Below are 16,083 nucleotides of genomic sequence, written 5' to 3'. Positions count from 1 at the left end.
GTTCGCGACGAGGACCGTCGGCTCGCCGGGCAGCTCCGTCACGCGGAGGGCGTCGGCGTCCACCACCGTCAGCATCCCCTCCGGCACGCCGTGCTCGGCCGCGGTCACCGCCGTGGAGATCGACCACCGCCTGGCCGCCCGCCTGCCGCAGACCGCGGCCCCCGCCTCGAGGATCGCGAGGGTCAGCGACCCGAGTCCCGGTCCGACCTCGACCACCCGCTCCCCCGGCTGCACGCGGGCGGCCTGGACGATCTTGCGGACGGTGTTCGCGTCGACGACGAAGTTCTGTCCGAGCTTCTTGGTGGGGGTGACATCGAGCTCGGCGGCCAGACGGCGGATCTCGGTGGCCCCGAGCAAGGTGACGGTCATGGTCCCATTCTCCCGGATGACGGGCCGTGCCCGGTTCCTGGGTGATGTCCGTGATCATCGCTATCCTTCGGAGGTGCCCTCCCTCGGTGAACTGATCGCTCCGCGGCGCCTGGGCAGGGATTTCCGCTGGCTGCTCGCGTCATCGTGGACGAGCAACATCGGAGACGGTGTGGCGTTGGCCGCCGCTCCCCTGCTCATCGCGTCGATGACGTCGTCGCCGATCCTCGTGGCCTCCGGCGCCATCCTGCAGTTCCTGCCGTGGCTGCTCTTCGGACTGCACGCGGGGGCCATCGCCGACCGCTTCGATCGGCGGCGCCTGGTGATGACCGCCAACGCGGTGCGCGCCGTCGTGCTCGCGGCGCTCTGCGTGTTCCTCGTGACGGGAACCGCGAACATCGGGATCGTCCTCGCCGTCGCGTTCCTCTACGGCACCGCCGAGGTCTTCGTCGACACCGCGGGGAGCACATTGCTGCCGATGCTCGTGAAGCCGTCCGACCTCGGCATCGGGAACGCGCGCCTGCAGGCCGGGTATCTCGTGGCCAACCAGTTCGCCGGGCCGCCGCTGGGCGCGTTCCTCTTCGCCGCCGGGAGCGCATGGCCGTTCCTCGTCGAGGTGCTGTGCGTGACGCTCGCGATCGTCCTCATCTCCCGCATGGCGCGCACGCCCGTCCCGCCGCGGGAGACCGAGACCCACCCGCCGGTGCACACCGACATCGCGGAGGGTCTGCGCTGGCTGTGGCGCAATCCGCCGGTGCGCATGCTCGTGCTCATCATCCTCGTCTTCAACGTGACCTGGGCCGCGCCGTGGGGCGTGCTCGTGCTCTACGCCACCGAGCACCTGCAGATGGGGCCCGTGGGCTACGGCGCGCTCACCACGGCGTCCGCGGCGGGCGGCATCCTCGCGACGCTGAGCTTCGGCTGGCTGGAACGGCACGTGTCGTTCGCGACCCTGATGCGCGTCGTCCTCTCCCTCGAGGTGCTCATGCACCTCGCGTTCGCGCTGACGACCACGGGCACGGTGGCCCTCATCATCATGTTCTTCTTCGGGGCGTACGCCTTCGTGTGGGGCACGATCTCCACGACCGTCCGGCAGCGACTCGTCCCCGCCTCCCTCCAGGGGCGCGTGGCCTCGGTCAACATGGTCGGCGTGTTCGGCGGCATGATCGTCGGCCAGGCCCTCGGCGGCGTCATCGCGCAGACCTGGGGCCTGACGGCGCCGTGGTGGTTCGCGTTCGGCGGGGCGGCGATCACCCTGGTGCTGGTGTGGAAGCCCATCTCGCACATCGTCAGTGCCAAGCCCGTCGCCGAGACCGGGCCCGAGGACGTCGATCCGGAGGGTCAGTCGGCGAACGAGCCGTAGACCCGCAGCGTGTTCTCGGCGAGCTGCGCGGACAGCTCGTCCACGTCCAGGTCGAGCTCCGCGGCCAGGAAGCGCACCGTGATCGGCACGAGGTACGGCGCGTTCGGGCGGCCCCGCAGCGGGACCGGCGTGAGGAACGGAGCGTCCGTCTCGACGAGGAGGCGGTCGAGCGGGGTGACCTTCAGCGCGTCGCGCAGGTTCTGCGCGTTCTTGAACGTCACGTTCCCGGCGAACGACAGGTAGTAGCCCGCGTCGGCGCACACCCGGGCCATCGCCTCGTCGCCGGAGAAGCAGTGGAAGACGGTGCGCTCCGGGGCCTCGACCCGCGTCAGCGTCTCCAGCACGGCCTCGTGCGCATCCCGGTCGTGGATCTGCATCGCGATGCCGTGCTTCTTCGCGAGCGCGATATGCGCCTCGAAGGAGGCGAACTGCGGCGCACGGCGCTCCGGCTCGGTGCGGAAGAAGTCGAGTCCGGTCTCGCCGATCGCGCGCGTGCGCGGATGGGCGGCGAGCTCGTCGATGACCGCGAGTGCCTCGTCGAGGCGCCCCTCCTCCGCGTACGTCGGGGCGTCGTTCGGGTGGATGGCGACCGCGGCGAGGACCCGGGGGTCGGACGCGGCGGCCTCGACCGCCCAGCGGGACGACTCGATGTCTCCGGACGCCTGCACGACGCCGATGACGCCGACGGCCTCCGCCCGGTCGAGCTGCTCGGTGAGCGAAAGCCCCTGGGTCCCTGAGCCCGTCGAAGCCTGGGTCCCTGAGCCTGTCGAAGCCTGGGTCCCTGAGCCTGTCGAAGGGCCATCGGCGATCTCGAGGTGCGCGTGGTTGTCGTAGACGGGCACCGCGAGGGGCTCCGGGGCCGCCGGATAGGTCCGGTCCTTGCGCCCGTCGCCCGAGCGCTCGCGCACGTAGGTCTCCGCCATGGTGTCCTGCCCGGATGTCAGGCCGTGGACTCCACGCGCGGGAACAGCGGCGCGAGGCCGTTGACGCTCGTGCCCGGCTTCAGCACGCCCCAGGCGCCCGCCTCGCGGATCGGCTGGTCCTGCAGCCGCCCCAGGGACTCCGCGGCGCCGAGCGCGATCCACAGCTTCTCGGTCGACTGCGGCATCACCGGCGACAGCAGCACGGCCAGCGCCCGCAGCCCCTCGGCGCACGTGTAGAGCACGGTGCCCAGACGCTCGCGCTGGTCCTCGTCGCGGGCGAGCGCCCACGGCTCGTTCTCGGTGATGTACCCGTTGAGCGCGTCGACGATGGTCCAGATCGCGGAGATCGCCTCGTCGATGCGGAACTGGCCGATCGCCGCATCCGCCTTCGTCGCGGCGTCCGCGACGATCTGCTGGATCGCGAGGTCGGCCTCGGTGTACTCGGCCGCCGGCGGCACGACGCCCTCGAAGTACTTCTCGATCATCGCGGTCGTGCGCGAGGCGAGGTTGCCGAAGCCGTTCGCGAGCTCGGCCTGGTACCGCGCGGACAGGTCCTCCCAGGAGAACGAGCCGTCCTGACCGAACGCGATCGCCGACAGGAAGTAGAAGCGGTACGCGTCGGAGCCGAAGACGTCGGTGATCTCGGTCGGCGCGATGCCGGTGAGCTTCGACTTCGACATCTTCTCGCCACCCACGAGCAGCCAGCCGTGCGCGAAGACGCCCTTCGGCACATCGAGCCCCGCCGCCATCAGCAGCGCCGGCCAGATCACGGCGTGGAAGCGCAGGATGTCCTTGCCGACCACGTGGTACGCGGGCCAGCGGCGCGCGAAGGTCTCCTCGTCGGAGCCGTAGCCGACGGCCGTGGCGTAGTTGAGCAGCGCGTCGACCCACACGTAGATGACGTGCGACTCGTCCCACGGCAGCGGGATGCCCCAGTCAAAGGTCGAGCGGGAGATCGAGAGGTCCTTGAGGCCCTGGCTCACGAAGGAGACGACCTCGTTGCGCGCCGAGTCCGGCCGCACGAAATCGGGCTCGGTCTTGTAGAGCTCGAGCAGGCGGTCCTGGAACTCGCTGAGCTTGAAGAAGTAGTTCTTCTCCTGTAGCAGCTCGAGCGGCTTGGAGTGGATGGCGCAGACCTTCAGCCCCTCGAAGGGACCCGTGCCGTCGACGATCTCCGACTCCGGCTTGAACTCCTCGCAGCCCACACAGTAGAGCGCCTCGTACTCGCCCGCGTAGATGTACCCGCGGTCGTAGAGCCGCTGGAAGAACGTCTGCACGTTCGTCTCGTGCCGCTCCTGCGTAGTGCGGATGAAGTCGTCGTTCGCGACGTCGAGGGTCTTCAGCAGCGGGAACCAGCTCTCGCTGACGAGCTTGTCGACCCACTCCTGCGGGGTGACGCCGTTGGCGGCCGCGGCCCGCAGCATCTTCTGACCGTGCTCGTCGGTGCCCGTCAGCATCCAGGTGTCGTCGCCCGCCTGGCGGTGCCACCGTGCGAGGGTGTCGACGGCCACCGTCGTGTACCCGTGACCGATGTGCGGCACATCGGAGGGGTAGTAAATGGGCGTGGTGATGTAGAAGGAGTCGCCAGCGGGCATGGGGACAATTCTAGGTGCCCCCATGCCCGTGGTTACGCCGTGCGGCTCGTCAGAGCCCATTGCGGCGGGCGACCTCGCCGAGCCAGGCCAGCGAGGGCTTCGGGAACCGCTCGAAGGTCTCGTGGTCGAAGCCGATGAGACCGAACGTCGGCCGGAATCCACTCGCCCATTCGTAGTTGTCCAGCGCGCTCCAGTGCTGGTAGGCGCGGACCTCGATACCGTCGCTGATGGCGCGGTGGAGCCCCTCCAGCGCGCCCTGCGTGTAGGCGATGCGCCGGGTGTCGTCGGCCGTCGCGATGCCGTTCTCCGTGACGAGCACGGGGACGCCGCCGCTGCGCTCCCACGCGCTCCGCACGCCCAGCTCGAGGGCCTCGGGGAAGAACTCCCAGCCCGTCAGCGTCGTCTCCACGTCCGGCGACACCGGCAGTGGGCCCTCCGGACCGATGAACGTGCGGGTGTAGGCCTGCACGCCCACGAAGTCGTCTCCTGCGGACTGCTCCAGGTACCAGTGGTCGCGCGGGTCGCCGTACGTCGCGAGCATCTCGTCGGCCCCGGGCTCGCCGGTGGAGTGGAAGGCCTGGGTGGCGATCGTCCAGCCCGCCTGCACCCCGGGCACCGTGTGCAGGATCTCGGACGCGCGCCGGTGGGCCGTCAGCAGCGTGTCCGCGACGCCGAGGTCGGGATTCGGCAGGCCGTAGGCGACGAGGTTCGCCGCGTCCTCGCCTCCGGCCAGCATCGCCGCGATGTTCGGCTCGTTGATCGTGCACACGTAGCGCACGCCGTCGAGGATCGGCAGCACGGTCTCCACATAGCGGGAGAACAGGTCCACCGCGTCGTCGGCACGCCAGAAGCCGTCCTTCTGGAACCACTGCGGCACCGTGAAGTGCATGAGGGTGACCGTCGGGTCCAGCCCGTTCTCTCTAGCGGTGTCGATCATGCGGCGGTAGTGGTCGAGCATCGCCCGCGAGACGAACCCGCGCTCCGGCTCGATCCGCGCCCACTCGACCGAGAACCGGTAGGAGTTCAGCCCGGCCTCGGCGAGCAGCCGCATGTCCTCCGGGTAGCGGTGGAAATGGTCGGCGGCGTCACCGGAGGGCTCGACCATGGGCGAGTCGGGGGCGTGTTCCATCGCCCACCAGTTGCTCGTGGTGTTGTTGCCCTCCACCTGATGGGCGGCGGTCGCGGCGCCCCAGAGGAAGCCGTCGGGGAATGCGAGCACGGATGCGCTCCTCTCTCTTTCTTGCAGTCGTTCGGTGCGCGTCAGCGGGCGCGGGCGGGGTTCGGCACGGCGTCGAGCAGTTCGACCGTGTACGGGTCCTCCGGATGCTGCAGCACCTGGGAGGTCTCGCCACGCTCGACGACGCGGCCGCTGTTGAGCACGAGGATGTTCTCGGTGACGAGCCGCGCGCTCAGCAGATCGTGGGTGATGTAGAGCATGCTGATGCCCCACCGTTCGCGGAGGTCCTCCAGCAGCGCGAGCACGCCGGCGCGGAGCGACACGTCGAGCATCGACACCGGCTCGTCCGCGATGAGCACCTGCGGATCGCTCGCGAGCGCTCTGGCGATCACCACGCGCTGCCGCTGCCCGCCGGAGAGCTGGTGCGGCAGCTTGGCGGCGAACTGCTCGACGGGCGTGAGGCCCACCGTCTCCAGCAGTTCGAGCACCCGGGCCCTGGCCTCCGCCCCGCGCAGCCTCGTGTAGTTCAGGACCGGGCGGGTGAGCGCGTACTCGACGGTGTGCAGCGGGTTCAGGGCCGCGTACGGATCCTGGAACACCATCTGCACGTCCTTGCGGAGGTCGCGGAGCCCTCGGCGCTTCAAGGACGCGACATCGGTGTCGCCGAAGTGGATGCGGCCGGAGGTCGGCTTCTCGACGCCGGTGAGCATCTTCGCGATCGTCGACTTGCCCGAGCCGGAGGCACCGACCAGCGCCAGCGCCTCCCCCGGCTCCAGTCGGAAGGACACGTCGTCGACCGCGACGACCGGGTCCTGACCGCGGCGCGGTGCCGGATAGCGCTTGGTCACGCCCTCCACCACGATCGCGGCGTCGGCCCGCCGGGCGTCCCGCGGCGACACGGTCGGCAGGGTCTCGGTGACGTCCGTACGGCTGCGTCCCTCCCGGCGACGGGTGCCGAGATCGACGAACCCGGGGATCTCGATCTTCTCGGCGCGCGGGTCGGCGTAGTGGCTCAGCAGCATCCGGGTGTACTCGTCCTGCGGGCGGTGCAGGATGTCCTGGCTGCGGGCGTCCTCCACGATGCGGCCCTCGTGCATGACCATCACCCGGTCGGTGGCCTCGAGGACGATCCCGAGGTCGTGGCTGATGAGGATCGCCGTGAAGCGCTCGGACCGCTGCAGCTCCTGGATCGTGTCCATGACCGCGTGCTGGACGAGCACGTCGAGCGCCGTGGTGGGCTCGTCGAACACCATCAGCTGGGGTTCGAGCGAGAGGGCGAGGGCGATCGAGGCGCGCTGCCGCATGCCGCCGGAGAGCTCACCGGGATACCGGTCGAGCACCTCCGGCTTGAGCCCCACCTTGCCGACGAGCTCCCGCGCCCTGGCCTGGCGCTGCTCGGCGCGCACATGACCGTGCGCGGCGAAGATGTCGCGGAAGTGGTTGCCCACGGTCCGCACGGGGTTCAGCGCGTTCATGCCGGACTGCAGCACCATCGCGAAGCCGCCCTGCCGCTGACGCCGCAGTTCTTCGGCGTCGAGCTCGCGGATGTCGCGGCCGTCGAACAGGATGCGTCCGCCGCTGATGCGCGCCGGCGGCTTCTGCAGCCGCGTGAGCGCGAAGCCGAGCGTGGACTTGCCCGATCCGGACTCGCCGACGAGCCCGACGAACTCGCCGCGCCGGAGCGCGAACGACACGTCGCGCACGGCCGGCACCGGTACCTGGCCCGGGGAGGCGTACTCCACGGACAGCGACTGGACGTCGAGGAGGATGTCGTCGTGCTCCATGGCGCTCATCGGCCCTTCCCTTCGCGGAGGCGCGGATTGGAGATGCCGTCCACGCCGAAGTTGATGAGTGTGAGGCTGAGGGCGAGCAGCGCGATGCACAGACCGGGCGCGAACAGCAGCAGCCACTGACCGGTGAGCAGGGAGTTCGAGTTCTGCGCCCAGTAGAGCATCGTGCCCCAGCTGACGATGCTGGAGTCGCCGAGGCCCAGGAACTCCAGCCCCGCCTCGGCGAGGATCGCCGCCGTCGCCGCTCCGAAGAGGGTGCCGGCGATGATCGACGTCATGTTCGGCAGGATCTCGCGGAAGACGATCCGCGCCCTGCTGTCGCCGGAGAACTGCGCCGAGGTGACGAAGTCATTGCCGCGGAGGGACTGGGTCTGGCTGCGCAGCACGCGGGCACCCCAGGCCCAGCCGGTCACGACGATCACGGCGATGATCATGAGGATGCCGCCGTTCTGCAGGTAGGCCGCGATCACGATCATCAGCGGCAGGCCAGGGATCACGAGGAAGAGGTTCACGATGAACCCGACGACCTCGCCCGCGAAGCCGCGCATGTAGCCCCAGCTCAGACCGATCAGCACGGCCACGATCGTTGAGAGGAGCCCGGCCGCGAAGCCCACGAGGAGGCTGACCTGGGCACCGTAGATGAGCTGGCTGAGCACGTCCTCCCCTGCCGCGGTCGTGCCGAGCCAGTGCTCCCACGAGGCGTCGGCGTTGCGCGGGAACCCGTTCTCCTTCGGCCCGTACGGAGCCAGGAGCGGGGCGAACACGGCGACGAGCACGAAGAACGCGAGGAGGCAGAGGCCGATGCGGGCCTTGCCGTTGGACCACAGGGTGCCGACCATGCGGCCGAAGGCGCGCCACGGGCTGGGCGCCGCGATGCGGGCGGTGGGGACCTTGACGGTCACGGTGCTGGGGGTGGGGTTCGGGGTCGTCATCGGCGAGTCCTCGGGTCGAGAACCCCGTAGAGGATGTCCACGAGGAAGTTGGCGATGAGCACGCTCACGGTGATCATCAGGAAGAGCGCCTGCATGAGCGGGTAGTCCTGCCCGATCACGGCGTTGAACAGCAGGTAGCCGATGCCCGGATATCCGAACACCTGCTCGACGAGGATCGAGCCACCCACCACGCCGCCGAGCGTGAGCCCGAAGCCGGTGAGGTTCGGCAGGATCGCGTTGCGGGCCGCGTAGCGGAGGGCGATCGTGCGGCCGCGGAGGCCGTTCGCCTCGCCGAAAGTGATGTAGTCCTCGCCGAGCGTGTTGATCATCGCGTTGCGCATGCCGATGATCCAGCCGCCGAGGGAGGTGAGCAGGATCGTCAGCGCCGGCAGGAACGCGTGCCGGACGAGGTCGACGATGAAGTCCCAGGTGAAGCCCGGGGTGGTCGTCGCCGAGTAGGCGCCGGTGGTCGGGAACCAGTGCAGCACGTAGCCGAGGAAGAACAGCAGCAGCAGCGCCGTCCAGAAGTACGGGAACGTGCTGAGGAACGACCCGGTGAGCGTCGGCAGGGAGTCCAGCCAGGTGCCGCGCCGCCAGGCGGCCATCACGCCGATGAGGGTGCCGATCACGAAGGCGAGGATCGTGACGATGCCGACGAGGCCGAGCGTGTACGGCAGCGCGGTGGAGACCATGCTCGACACGGTCTGCGGGTAGAACGTGTACGAGACGCCGAAGTCGAGCCGGACGACCTGGCCGAGGTAGGCCACGTACTGGTCCCACATCGATCCGGTCGGCACTCCGAGCTGCGCCTCGATCGCGGCGCGCGTGGCGTCGGAGACCGGACCGTTCTGGGAGAGCTTCGCGATCGCGGCGTCGGCGGGAGAGCCGGGCATGAGTCGCGGGAGGAAGAAGTTCAGGGTGATCGCGGCCCACAGGGTGAGCAGGAACAGGCCGATCTTCTGGAGGACGTACTTCACTGGTCTCCCCCGTCCGTGCGCTTCAGGTGGGTGAAGATGCCCAGCGGCGCCGAGTCGTAGTTCTGCGGGATCATGTACGGATCGTCCGCGGAGGGCCAGCCGGTGAACTTCGCGTCGTTGAACAGACCCCAGATCCCGCCGTAGTACAGGCCGATCACGGGGATCTGCTCGTACACGATGCTCTGCAGTTCGTGCACGATCTCGGTCTGGCGGTCGGGATCGATCGTGGCGCGGTACTCCTCCAGCAGGGCGTCGGCCTCCGGGGAGCGGTAGCGCTCGAAGTTATTGGTCGTGACCTCGCCGGCCGGCACGTAGAAGTCGCTGGAGAGCAGGCTGTTGTAGGCCTGGTACACGTCGCCGTTGCCCATGCCGCCGATCGCCATCTCGAAGTCGCCGGTGCCGATCGCGCTCTGGTAGCCGGCGGGCTGCGGGAGCTTGAGCGACACCTTGACGCCGACGTCCGCGAGCTGGCGCTGCACGGTCTGGGCGGCGCGCGTCCAGTCGGAGTACCCGTTGGCCGTGGTCAGCGAGAACGCGAGCTGCTCGCCGTCCGGGCCGACGAGCTGATCGCCCTGCAGGGTGTACCCGGACTCGGCGAACGCCGCGAGCGCGGCGTCGCGGTCCTGCGCAAGCATGCCCTGGTCCGGGATCTCCGGGTCGAGGTACTTCTCCTGGTTGGGCAGGATGAGGCCGGTCTGCCCGGCGGGCTGCATGTAGCCCTCGGAGGCGGTCTCGGCGATCTCCTCCCGGTCGAGCGCGAGCGCGATGCCGCGACGGACGTTCACGTCGTCGAACGGGGCGACCTCGAGGTTGGGCACGAGCGAGATGACGCCACCCGGCGGGAACCACCAGGTGTTGTCGGGACTCGCCGCTCCCCAGGTGCCCTCGACGTCGGAGATGAAGGAGTAGGCCCAGTCGTAGCCGCGGGTCACGGTGTCGAGCTGGGTGTTCGTGGCCGGCAGGATGATGTGCTCGATCTCGATCTTGTCCGCCTGCCAGTAGTCCGGGTTGCGGTCCATCGAGTACTGCTGGTCGTTGTAGTTCCCGAGCACGAACGGGCCGGTGCCGACCGGCTCCTCGTTGCGCCAGGTGGCCGGGTCCTCCACGTCGGCCCACAGGTGCTCGGGCACGATCATGGTCTGCCCGAGGATCGAGAGCGACGGCGCGTCCTCGCCCTGGAGGTGGAACACCACGTCGTCGCCGTCGACCTCGATGCGGTCGATGTGCTGCCACGCGCCCTTGATGTCGAGCGAAGGCTCGTCCTTGATGAGCTGGAACGTGAAGGCCACGTCCTCCGGGGTGAGGGGCTCGCCGTCGCTCCACTCCACGCCGTCGCGGACCGTCATCACGATCGTGCGGGCGTCGGGCTGGGTCCACTCGGACGCGAGCCACGGGGTGAGCTCACCGTCGAGCGGGTTCACCAGGATGAGCGGCTCGTAGATCCATCGCGAGGCCGTCCGGGTGTTCGTGAGGTAGGGGTTGAAGTTCTGCGTGAAGAACGGGTTGCCCTTGTCGGCGTTGATGAGCATCGTGTCGTCGCCGATCGAGGGGTCGGGCTGCGAGCTGATCTGGATGCTGCAGCCGCTGAGCGCGACCGCTGCGGCCGCGAGCCCCACGACGGCGGCGCGGCGCCAGCGTCGGAAGGTGTGCGTCTCTGCCACTGGATGACCTCATGTCGTCTCTGTCATGAAGGGCGCCCCGGGGGGTGGGGAGTCCTGCCGGCCGAAGCCGTACACCAGATTGTAAGCGCATACATTTTGAATCGGCAACCCCGTGATGAGCCAGGGGGTCCCCCGGGGCGGCGCAGTCGCGTCGGCTCAGGCCGGGCGCGTGGAGCTCTCGCGGAGGAGGATCTGGAGGGGCAGACGCGTCGTGAGCGGCGGGGCGTCCGGCTGCTCCAGCCGTCGCGCGAGCACCTGCACCGCCGCGCGCCCGAGCTCGATCATCGGCTGCCGGATCGTGGTCAGCGGGGGCGACACCAGGGTCGCCGCCTCGATGCCGTCGAACCCCGTGACGAGGACGTCGTCGGGCACCCGCACCCCCGCGGTTCGGAACACGTCCATGGCCCCGAGGGCCATCTGGTCGTTGGCGGCGATGAGCGCGGCGGGCACGCCCTCGTGCGCAAGCTGCTCCCCCGCCCGACGGCCGGAGTCGCGGGTGAAGTCGCCCCGGAGGATGCGTACCGCTGCCGCGTCGCGTCCCGCCGCGGCGAGCGCGGTCGACACGCCCTCCCACCGCTGCTCGGCGTCGGGTGAGTCGGCCGGGCCGGCGAGGAACGCGATGTCCCCCTCCCCGACCTGGGACAGCACGTGGCGGGTCAGCTCCCCCATCGCCTCGACGTTGCTCACCGTGACGTGGTCGTAGGCATCGCCTCGCGGCGGTCCGGACAGCACGACCACCGGGATACGGCGGGCCAGCCGGGCGAGCACGGCGTCCGGCACGCTGCGGGCGAGCACCATGAGCCCGTCCACACGGCCGGCCATGTCGCGGACGGTGGAGCGGTCGGGATCGTCGCGGCCGACGCCCACCATGAGCACGAACCCCTGCTTCCACGCCTCCAGCTCGGCGCCGCGGAGGACTTCGTCGAGGAACAGCATCGAGGAGTGCGGCGCGTCCTGTTCGTCCGACACGACCGTGAACGGCGGGCGGGCGGCGGCGGACAGCACGTCGAGGGGCGGAGCGTCCTCGGCGGCATCGAATCCCGGGAAGTACAGCCCCAGCACCCCGGTCCGGCGTTCCGCGAGACCCCGCGCGCTCCCACTGGGGACGTACCCCAGCGCGGCGACCGCGTCGAGCACCCGCTCCCGGGTCACCGGACGGACGGCCTCCGGCGAGCGCAGCACCCGCGACACGGTCGCGATCGACACTCCGGCGCGGTCGGCGACGTCGTACACCGTCGCGGCCTTGCTCACGCGGACTCCTCTCGCTCGCGGGTTCTGGTTCTGGTCCTGGTCCTGGTCCTGGTCCTGGTCCTGGTCCTGGTCCTGGTCCTGGTCCTGTCAGCGTAGGACAGTCTCCCCCGGTGCCCCCTCCCGCTCCCGCGCGCGGGCCCAGATTCGCGTCGGTGTCGCAGGGATGGAGTCAGTCTCTGCGACACGGTGCGGATCTGCGACGCGACGCGGATCTGCGACACGGTGCGGATCTGCGACACGGTGCGGATCTGTGACGGGGTAGCTGGACGGGCGGGTCAGGAACGGAGGGCTCGGAGGGCTCCGTGGGGGCGGGAGCTGATCTCGCCGGGTTCGCGCTCGCGGGTCTCGGACCATTGCAGCTCGAGGCCGGCCGCGGCGAGCAGCGGGGACAGGGCCTCCGCGGTCCAGAAGAACGCGGGGGCGACGGCATGAGGAAAGATCACCCGGGGTTCGCCGACGAAGTACCCGAGGAGCAGGCTCCCGCCAGGGGCGAGCACCCGGGCGAACTCCGCGAACACGTCCGGGAGCTCGGCCGGAGGCGTGTGGATCACGGAGTACCACGCGAGGACGCCGCCGACCGTGCCCGATGCCTGCGGCAGCGTCCGGAACGATCCGTGATGGAACGAGAGGTGCGGATACTGCGTCCGCGCCCCGTGGATGAACGCCGCGGAGAGGTCGATCCCCTCGACGTCCCGCCCGGTTCCGGGCTCCGCGCCCTCACACCCGTGCAGGAAGGCCGTCCAGTGCCCGGGGCCGCAGCCCGCGTCGAGCAGCCGCCCCGGGGTCTCATCGCGCCAGCGCCGGATGAGCTCCCGGTCACGAGGATCCATCAGCCCCAGGTCTCCCGCGACCTCCCGGTACTCCGCGGCCCTCGCGTCGTAGGCACACGCGACCGGGTCCAGTCCGGCGGGAGGTCGCAGACTCGGGCTCATGTCGCACACGTCCCCCGCATCCCTGCGACCGGGGTGCGAATCTGCGGGTGAATCCTGTCCGGCAGGAGGTCGCAGATCCGCGCTCATGTCGCAGCCGTCCCGCGCATCCCCGCGACCGGGGTGCGAATCTGCGACGGGGGTCACCGCGACCGCGCCGCGAGGGCCGCCTGATACAGATCCCGGGAGGACAAGCCGGTCAGAGCCGCGACCTCGGAGGCCGCGTCCTTCAGGCGGGTGCCATCCGCGACCAGGGCCTGCACCTGGGCGAGGGCGTCCTCCGGGGAGGCCTCCCGCCGCGGCGCCCCCTCGACGACCACCACGATCTCGCCCTTCACCCCGTCAGCGGCCCAGGCGGCGAGCTCGGACGCGGTGCCACGACGGACCTCCTCGTACAGCTTGGTCAGCTCCCGGCACACGGCGATCCGGCGGTCCGCACCGAAAGCGGCCCCCATGTCGGTGAGGGCCGTCGCCAGGCGCGAGGGCGACTCGAAGAACACCATCGTGCGGGGCTCGGCGGCGAGGGCGGAGAGGGTCGCCCGGCGCTCCCCCGGCTTCCGCGGCAGGAACCCCTCGAAGGTGAAGCGGTCCGTCGGCAGCCCCGAGATCGCCAGGGCCATGAGCACCGCGCTGGGCCCCGGGATGGCGGTCACCGTGACCCCCTGCGCCACCGCCTCGGCGACGAGGCCGTATCCCGGGTCGCTCACGGTCGGCATGCCCGCATCGCTCAGCACCACGAGGTCGGTCTCCGCGGCGAGCGCGGCGAGCTCCGCGGCCTTCTGCTTCTCGTTGTGGTCGTGCAGCGCGATCAAGCGGGGCCGGTTGTCGATCGCGAGGGCCTGCAGGAGGCGCTGCGTCGTGCGGGTGTCCTCCGCCACGACGATCTCGGCGTTCTCCAGCACCTCCACGAGGCGCCGCGACGCATCGCCCAGGTTTCCGATCGGGGTCGCGGCGAGGATGATCACCCGCCCAGCTTAGGCGTGGACCTGAGACGGGACCGGAGCCGGCATACCGGGAGCACAGAGCGGAGTGTGTCTAGGCTGGACCGGTGACCGCGCCCGAGCCCCTCCTGCCCCTCCCCGAGGAACGGCTCACGCGCTACGAGCGGCTCCGCGACCGCGTGCTGAACGCGCCGGACTGGGGCCGGGCGATCGGCTGGCTTGCCCCGCTGCTGGTCACCGCTCTCGCGGCGGTGCTGCGCCTGGCGAACGTCGGCCACCCGCACCAGCTCGCCTTCGACGAGACCTACTACGTCAAGGACGCCTGGTCGCTGTGGAGCCTCGGCTACGAGGGGGTGTGGGGTGAGAACGCGAACGACGCCTTCGTCACCCTGCAGGAGCTCCCACTGACGAACAAGGGCGCGTTCATCGTGCACCCGCCCCTCGGGAAGTGGCTCATCGCGCTCGGCATGGCCATCGGAGGCCCGGACAACAGCGCCGGCTGGCGTCTGGCGACCGCCCTGCTCGGTGCGGGATCGGTGCTGCTGGTCTTCCTGATCGCGCGCCGGCTGACCGGCTCGGTCGTGGCGGCGACGGTGGCCGGCACGCTCCTCGCGATCGACGGCCTGAGCATCGTGATGAGCCGGATCGCCCTGCTCGACGGCATCCTCACCTTCTTCGTGCTCCTGGGGGTGCTGTTCGTTCTCATCGACCGCCAGCGCACGATCCCCCTGCTCGAACGCCGGGACCCCGACGACGACGAGCACCCGCTGTGGGGACCGATCCTCTGGCGCCGTCCCTGGCTCGTCGCCGCGGGGCTCGCACTCGGCGCCGCCTCGGCGGTGAAGTGGTCGGGGCTGTACGTGCTCGCGGGCTTCGGACTCTACGTCGTCATCACCGACGCCCTCGCCCGGCGCCGCGGCGGGGTCGTCGTGTGGCCGGCGTCCGCGGTCTTCCGCCAGGGGCCGGTGTCGTTCGTCCTCCTCGTCGTCCCCGCGTTCGCGGTCTACCTCGCGAGCTGGACCGGATGGCTGGTGACGGCGAACGGCTACGACCGCGGCAGCGATCCGAACCCTCTCATCGCCCTGTGGAACTACCACGAGGCCATGCTCGGCTTCCACGTGGGTCTCACCCGCGGGCACCCGTACGCGAGCCCGGCGTGGGAGTGGCCCTTCCTGCTCCGCCCGACCGCCGTGTGGGTCGACAGCGACCCCACCGGCTGCGGCGTCGACCACTGCATCGGCGTGATCTCGGCGATCCCCAACCCGCTCATCTGGTACGGCGGCGTCGCGGCCAGCGTGTACCTGCTCTACCGCCTCGTCCGCGGCTGGATCACGCGGCAGCCGGTCGGCCCGGCGCTCAGCCTCCCGCTCGTGGGCCTCGCGGTGACCTATCTGCCCTGGCTGATGTTCCCGGACCGGACGATCTTCCAGTTCTACACGGTCGTGATGATGCCGTTCCTCGTGCTCGCGCTCACCGTCACGCTGCGGATCATCGCCGGGCGCCGGGAGGATCCGCTCCCGCGCCGCCAGTCGGGACAGCGGACCGTCCTGATCTTCCTCGGCGTCGTCGTCCTCGTCTCGGCGTTCTTCCTGCCGCTGTGGACGGGGATGAGCGTGCCCTACGACTTCTGGCGCCTGCACAACTGGCTGCCGGGCTGGGTCTGACCGGCGTCTGACCGACCGGACTCCGAGCCCGGGTCAGGAGACCTCGTCGGCCACGTGCTCCACGAGCGGGAGCACGCGACCCGAGAGATGCGTGCGCATGGCGATGGAGGACGCGGTCCGCGCGACCCCCGGCACGAGGGCGACCCGGTCCAGCACCTCCTGGAGCCGCGTCGCATCGCGGGCGACGAGCCGAAGCTGCATGTCGCTCGCGCCGGTCACCGTGTGCATGTCGACGATCTCCGGCACCGCGTCTGCGAGGGCGGTCGCGACGTCGTCATGCCCCACCTTCTGATCGATCTCGACGAGACAGAACGCCACGACGCCGTACCCGAAGCCGGCGGGGTCGATGCGCGGCACGATCGCCTCGATCACGCCACCCTCGTGCAGGCGCGCGAGACGGCTCGTGGCCGTCCCCCGCGCGATGCCCAGCCGGCGCGCGCACTCCAGGAGGGGCAGCTGCGGCGACTCCGTCAGCAGCCGGATCAGCGCCGCGTCGAGGCGATCGATCCGCACG

Annotated in this window: 14 protein-coding genes; 2 read left to right on the top strand and 12 right to left on the bottom strand. The window is 70.3% G+C overall.

Annotated elements, in window-relative coordinates; translation table 11 throughout:
• Positions 1–369: rRNA adenine N-6-methyltransferase family protein (locus tag CJ226_RS18460; RefSeq protein ID WP_308409681.1), on the bottom strand; the 369-nt coding region annotated here is incomplete at its 3' end.
• A 73-nt stretch (positions 370–442) separates the two neighbouring features.
• Between CJ226_RS18460 and CJ226_RS09765 the strand changes: the two genes are divergently transcribed.
• A complete protein-coding gene (locus tag CJ226_RS09765) occupies positions 443–1,729 on the top strand; it encodes an MFS transporter (protein ID WP_102209141.1) in 1,287 nt (428 codons plus the stop codon).
• On the opposite strand, the gene CJ226_RS09760 is transcribed toward CJ226_RS09765, so the two are convergent.
• The 10 genes from CJ226_RS09760 to rsmI form a co-directional block, all read right to left on the bottom strand.
• Positions 1,708–2,652, bottom strand: coding sequence for a TatD family hydrolase (locus tag CJ226_RS09760; protein ID WP_102209047.1), 945 nt, complete (start codon positions 2,650–2,652; stop codon positions 1,708–1,710). The genes CJ226_RS09765 and CJ226_RS09760 overlap by 22 nt on opposite strands.
• Positions 2,653–2,669: 17 nt before the next feature.
• Positions 2,670–4,247, bottom strand: coding sequence for a methionine--tRNA ligase (gene metG, locus CJ226_RS09755; RefSeq protein WP_062636482.1), 1,578 nt, complete (start codon positions 4,245–4,247; stop codon positions 2,670–2,672).
• A 49-nt stretch (positions 4,248–4,296) separates the two neighbouring features.
• Positions 4,297–5,466 carry a glycoside hydrolase family 1 protein gene (locus CJ226_RS09750; RefSeq protein ID WP_102209046.1) on the bottom strand — a complete coding sequence of 390 codons (1,170 nt, stop codon included), beginning with the start codon at positions 5,464–5,466 and terminating at the stop codon, positions 4,297–4,299.
• 41 nt (positions 5,467–5,507) lie between these two features.
• Positions 5,508–7,208, bottom strand: a complete 1,701-nt coding sequence (locus tag CJ226_RS09745) for an ABC transporter ATP-binding protein (protein WP_102209140.1) — start codon at positions 7,206–7,208, stop codon at positions 5,508–5,510.
• Positions 7,209–7,213: 5 nt separating this feature from the next.
• Positions 7,214–8,146: an ABC transporter permease gene (locus tag CJ226_RS09740; RefSeq protein WP_025105609.1), complete on the bottom strand. Its 933-nt coding sequence runs from the start codon at positions 8,144–8,146 to the stop codon at positions 7,214–7,216.
• Complete coding sequence (locus CJ226_RS09735; protein ID WP_025105608.1) at positions 8,143–9,123, bottom strand: ABC transporter permease; 981 nt, start codon at positions 9,121–9,123, stop codon at positions 8,143–8,145. The genes CJ226_RS09740 and CJ226_RS09735 overlap by 4 nt, the downstream gene beginning before the upstream one ends.
• Positions 9,120–10,784 carry an ABC transporter substrate-binding protein gene (locus tag CJ226_RS09730; protein WP_062636472.1) on the bottom strand — a complete coding sequence of 555 codons (1,665 nt, stop codon included), beginning with the start codon at positions 10,782–10,784 and terminating at the stop codon, positions 9,120–9,122. Before CJ226_RS09730 ends, CJ226_RS09735 begins: the two co-directional genes overlap by 4 nt.
• 156 nt (positions 10,785–10,940) lie before the next feature.
• The gene (locus CJ226_RS09725; protein WP_180964577.1) at positions 10,941–12,035 is read right to left on the bottom strand and encodes a LacI family DNA-binding transcriptional regulator; all 1,095 of its coding nucleotides are present in this window, start codon (positions 12,033–12,035) and stop codon (positions 10,941–10,943) included.
• 275 nt (positions 12,036–12,310) lie between these two features.
• Positions 12,311–12,967, bottom strand: a complete 657-nt coding sequence (locus CJ226_RS09720) for a class I SAM-dependent methyltransferase (protein WP_102209045.1) — start codon at positions 12,965–12,967, stop codon at positions 12,311–12,313.
• A 140-nt stretch (positions 12,968–13,107) separates the two neighbouring features.
• Complete coding sequence (gene rsmI / locus CJ226_RS09715) at positions 13,108–13,929, bottom strand: 16S rRNA (cytidine(1402)-2'-O)-methyltransferase (RefSeq protein WP_102209044.1); 822 nt, start codon at positions 13,927–13,929, stop codon at positions 13,108–13,110.
• Positions 13,930–14,012: 83 nt separating this feature from the next.
• On the opposite strand from rsmI, the gene CJ226_RS09710 reads away from it, so the two are divergent.
• The gene (locus tag CJ226_RS09710) at positions 14,013–15,569 is read left to right on the top strand and encodes a dolichyl-phosphate-mannose--protein mannosyltransferase (RefSeq protein WP_062636469.1); all 1,557 of its coding nucleotides are present in this window, start codon (positions 14,013–14,015) and stop codon (positions 15,567–15,569) included.
• A 33-nt stretch (positions 15,570–15,602) separates the two neighbouring features.
• Here the strand turns inward: CJ226_RS09710 and CJ226_RS09705 are convergent, their stop codons facing one another.
• On the bottom strand, positions 15,603–16,082 hold the full coding sequence (locus CJ226_RS09705; RefSeq protein ID WP_025105602.1) for an Lrp/AsnC family transcriptional regulator: 480 nt from the start codon (positions 16,080–16,082) through the stop codon (positions 15,603–15,605).
• Between the last annotated feature and the right edge of the window lies 1 nt (position 16,083).

Origin of the sequence: Microbacterium sp. UMB0228, assembly GCF_002871415.1 — a bacterium.
In the GTDB taxonomy this organism is placed as follows: domain Bacteria; phylum Actinomycetota; class Actinomycetes; order Actinomycetales; family Microbacteriaceae; genus Microbacterium.
Note: the sequence above shows the minus strand (reverse complement) of the source record. Positions and strands in the feature narration are given on the sequence as shown.